The following is a 3,929-nucleotide window of genomic DNA, read 5'->3' as shown; positions in this document are numbered from 1 at the left end:
CACGGCGCCATCGGGGAGCTGCTGGCGCGCATGGTTCAGCATGGCCTCGGCCGCTTCGTATACCTGTTCCAGGCTGCCAAGGTTCAGTACCACGCCATCGATATCGCTCTTGTGGATCAGATTGTCGGCATCGATTTTCAGCGCCACCGGCAAGCCGACGCGGGCGGCGGCAGCAACGGCTTCATCGGCGCAGCCGGCCGGCAAGGTGGGTGGGTGGGGAATATGAAACGCGTCGAGCAGGGCCAGCGATTCGGCGGTATTGAGCAGGCTGCGCCCTTGCGCCAGGGCGCCGGCGATGATCAGCCGGGCGCGGATCACGTCCGGCTCGCTGCGCTCGGCCAAGGGGCCGGGGGTTTGCAGGCTCAGCTCCTGGATATAGGTCCAGGCTGCCAGGCTGGCGAAGGCCTCCACCGCATATTCCGGCGAGAAGAAATAGGCGGTCTGGCTGCGATCGAACAGGCTGCGCGCCGGCGCGGCCTTCTTGTCGCCCAGCCATACCAGCATCAGCAACTTCGGGTGGCGGCCGCGCAGCGCGATCATCGCTTCGGCGGTGGCCAGATGGTCGGTGCCGGCCTGCGGGGTCAGGATCACCAGCACGCCATCGGTATTCGGGTCGTCCAGGCAGGCCTCGGCAGCTGCGACAAAGCGATCGGGCGGTGCATCGCCCAGAATATCCACCGGGTTATGGTGGCTGCCGATGCTGGGCAAGGCCGCATCGAGCCTGGCAACGGTGGCAGCATCGAGCGCCGGCAGTTCCACGCCCAGCTCGCCCGCGCGATCCACCGCCATACGCCCGGCACCATAGCCGTTGGAGATCACTGCCAGCCGGCGACCGGCCACCCGGTGCTTGGCCGATAACAGGCGGGCGGCGATGGACAGCTGCACCATGGTCTGTACCCGCAATACGCCCACCCGGCGCAGGGCTGCATCGAAGGCGTCGTCGCGGCCAACAAGTCGTTCGGAGTGTGTGCGGGCGGCGTGGCCGCCGTTGACCACATCGCGACCCACTTTCAGACATACCACCGGCTTTTGCCGCGATGCGGCGCGCAGGGCACTCATAAAGCCGCGCGCCTCGCCGACATCTTCGAGATACAGCAAGATCGCCTCGGTCTGGCTGTCCTGTGCCAGGTAATCGAGAATCTCGCCAAAGTTGACGTCGGCTGCGGCACCCAGCGACAGCACGGTGGAAAAGCCTACTTCGTGTGCCTCGGCCCAGTCGAGAATGGCGCTGGCCACCGAGCTCGATTGCGCTACCAGGGCCAGATTGCCGCGTTTGACTGCGCCGCTGTAATTGGCGGCGATCAGGCCTTGCGCGGGCCGCATCATGCCGAGCAGATTCGGTCCCAGCACACGCACGCCATGGTGGCGGGCAATGGCAATGGCTTCGTCGAGCAGCAGGCGGTTGCTGCGATCCACCGCCACAAAGTCGCGCGACAGTACCAGTACCGCCTTGACACCGCGCTCGCCGCATTCGCGCATTAGCTGCGGCAGGGTGTGGGCGGCGGTGGCGATGATGGCCAGGTCGATCTCGTCCAGCGGCACCGCCGCGATATGCGGATACACCGTTTGCCCGTAGACACGGCTGTGGCGCAGATTCACCCCGTGCAGGCTGCCCTGGAAGGGCGCATCGAGCAGATTGCGGAACACCCGCGCACCGACCGAATCAGCAGTTTCCGATGCCCCGATCACCACCACGCTGCGCGGGTGGAACAGGGGGGTCAGGTAGTGCGCCTTCATCGCCAGCCAGCGATCCATAGTGCTATCCCGTCAAGGTGTGGGGCGGCCACTTGTATGGCCACGGTGCAGTCTAGCTCAGCCGCGTTGTGCCTCGATGGCCGCCGCACGCAGCAAGGCGGTGCCGAGATCGGGCTGGATATTGTCGGCACCCAGCAGTTGCGGCAATTCAGCCTCTTCCAGCAAGCGCAGATTGCCTGCTTGTGTGCTGCACAGAATCAAGGCCGTTTGCTGCTGAGCCAGCTTGTCATGCAGCTCGCGCAAGGCCAGCAAGCCGCTGGTGTCGATCAGGGTAACCCGGTGCAATTGCAGGATGACGACAAGCATGCCGTCGGACGCAGCCTCCACCAACGCATCGAGCTTGTCGGCGGCGCCGAAGAATAGCGCGCCTTCCAGCCGATAGACCAGGGTGTGCGGCGGTATGGTCTTGCCGACAATGGCATGGCGCTCGAACAGATGGGCTTGTTCCGGCGTCAGCCGGTTCAGCTGGGTCTGGTCGGCGATGCGGTAGATAAAGAACACGGCGGCCAGCAACAGGCCGATTTCGATGGCAATGGTCAGATCAAACAAGACGGTCAGGGCAAAGGTAAGGGACAGCACCAGGGTGTCGCGGCCCGGGTAATGCCAGGCCTTGCGGATATCCCAATCGCCCATCTTGATCGCCACCGAAACCAGGATGGCGGCCAGCGCCGACAGCGGCACATAGGCGGCGAGCGGCGCAGCAAGCAGTAGGACCAGCAGCACCGCCAGGGCATGCACCATGCCGGCCACCGGCGTTTGCGCGCCGTTCTGGATATTGGTGGCGGTGCGGGCAATGGCGCCGGTGGCGGCTATGCCGCCGAACAAGGGGGCGGCGATATTGGCGATGCCTTGTGCCAGCAGCTCCTGATCGGAATCGTGATGATCGCCACTGGCTTTGTCGGCCACCACCGCGCACAGCAGCGATTCGATGGCGCCGAGCAGGGCAATCTTGAAAGCGGGCGACAGCAGGTAGGAGAAATGCTGCCAGTCAAAGCTTAGCGGGGTAAAAGCTGGCAGGCCTTGCGGAATGCCGCCGAAGCGGCTGCCTATGGTGGCCACGGGCAAGTGAAACAGCAGCGCAATGCCGGTGCTGGCCAGCAAGGCCATAAAGGGTGCTGGTAACAGGCGGTTGAGGCGCTTGGGCCAGCACAGGATCAGCAGCAGTGCGCCTGTCGATAGCAAGACCGTGGGCAGATGCGCCTGGCCCAGACTGTGGCGCAATGCCTGGACCAGGGCGAAGAAATTGCCGGGCATGCTGGCAAGCGGCAGACCGAAAAAGTCTTTCAGCTGGGTAAGCAGGATCAGCACGGCGATGCCATTGGTAAAGCCGGTGATGATGGGCATCGGGAAGAACTTGATGATGCGCCCGAGCCGAAACAGCCCCATCAGGATCAGCATGCAGCCGGCCATCACCGTGGCAACCGCCAGATTGGCCACCCCGTACTGCAGCACGATGCCGTGCAGGATGACGATATAGGCACCGGTCGGCCCGCCGATGCAGTGGCGGGTACCGCCCAGCATGGAAATCAACAGTCCGGCGATGACCGCGGTAAACAGGCCGGCCTGCGGCGGCACACCCGAGGCAATGGCAAAAGCCATCGCCAGGGGCAGGGCGACAATGGCGACGGTCAGCCCGGCCAAGAGGTCGGCCTGAAACATGGCGCGGCTGTAGCCACGCAAATGGTCGAGCAGGCGCGGGTGAAAGCGGGGCAGGGTGAATTCGGACATGGCTTCAAACACAAGTAGACAAGCATTTACCATAGCACTGCTGATTTGCCTGCCCTTGTGCGGCATCACCATACTTACTTAACCCGAAGTCCATCCCTTTCACCGCCCCTCCCCCCTTGGAAGGGAGCGGTCAGGTTTGCCTTACTTAGAAGGTATACATCTGCCGGTAGGACTTGCTTTGTAGCATATCGGCCCAGCAGCTGGCGGCATCGCTGCCACGGCCATAGCCGGCATACAGGCTGATTCCCGTCAGGCCCCCAACATTGCTGCGCGAGATGATTTCGGTCTGCATGGCCGCAAGTTTGCCGGTTCGGAAGGCAATCGGCTGGCCTGCACGGAAGGGTTGCCAGGCTGTTTGGCTGTCTGCCATGTAGAGTTGTTCGCCCGCCAATGCGGCCAGGAAGACGCAGCCAGGCTGATCCAGGTCTTTACTGCGCGGAGTGTGG

At 63.7% G+C, this 3,929-nt stretch carries 3 protein-coding genes; all 3 read right to left on the bottom strand.

What is annotated here, in order from left to right:
• Nucleotides 1-1,755, bottom strand: a 1,755-nt coding sequence (locus ACE3OH_RS20470) for an acetate--CoA ligase family protein (RefSeq protein WP_374357502.1), incomplete at its 3' end; no start/stop codon positions are given.
• Between the two features lie 57 nt (nt 1,756-1,812).
• Complete coding sequence (locus ACE3OH_RS20465) at nt 1,813-3,483, bottom strand: SulP family inorganic anion transporter (RefSeq protein WP_374357499.1); 1,671 nt, start codon at nt 3,481-3,483, stop codon at nt 1,813-1,815.
• A gap of 145 nt (nt 3,484-3,628) precedes the next feature.
• A partial coding sequence (locus ACE3OH_RS20460; RefSeq protein WP_374357496.1) for a hypothetical protein occupies nt 3,629-3,929 on the bottom strand: 301 nt, incomplete at its 5' end.

The organism is Chitinimonas sp., assembly GCF_041904975.1.
Classification (GTDB): Bacteria; Pseudomonadota; Gammaproteobacteria; order Burkholderiales; family Chitinimonadaceae; genus Chitinimonas.
This window is presented reverse-complemented; position numbering and strand designations above follow the sequence as displayed.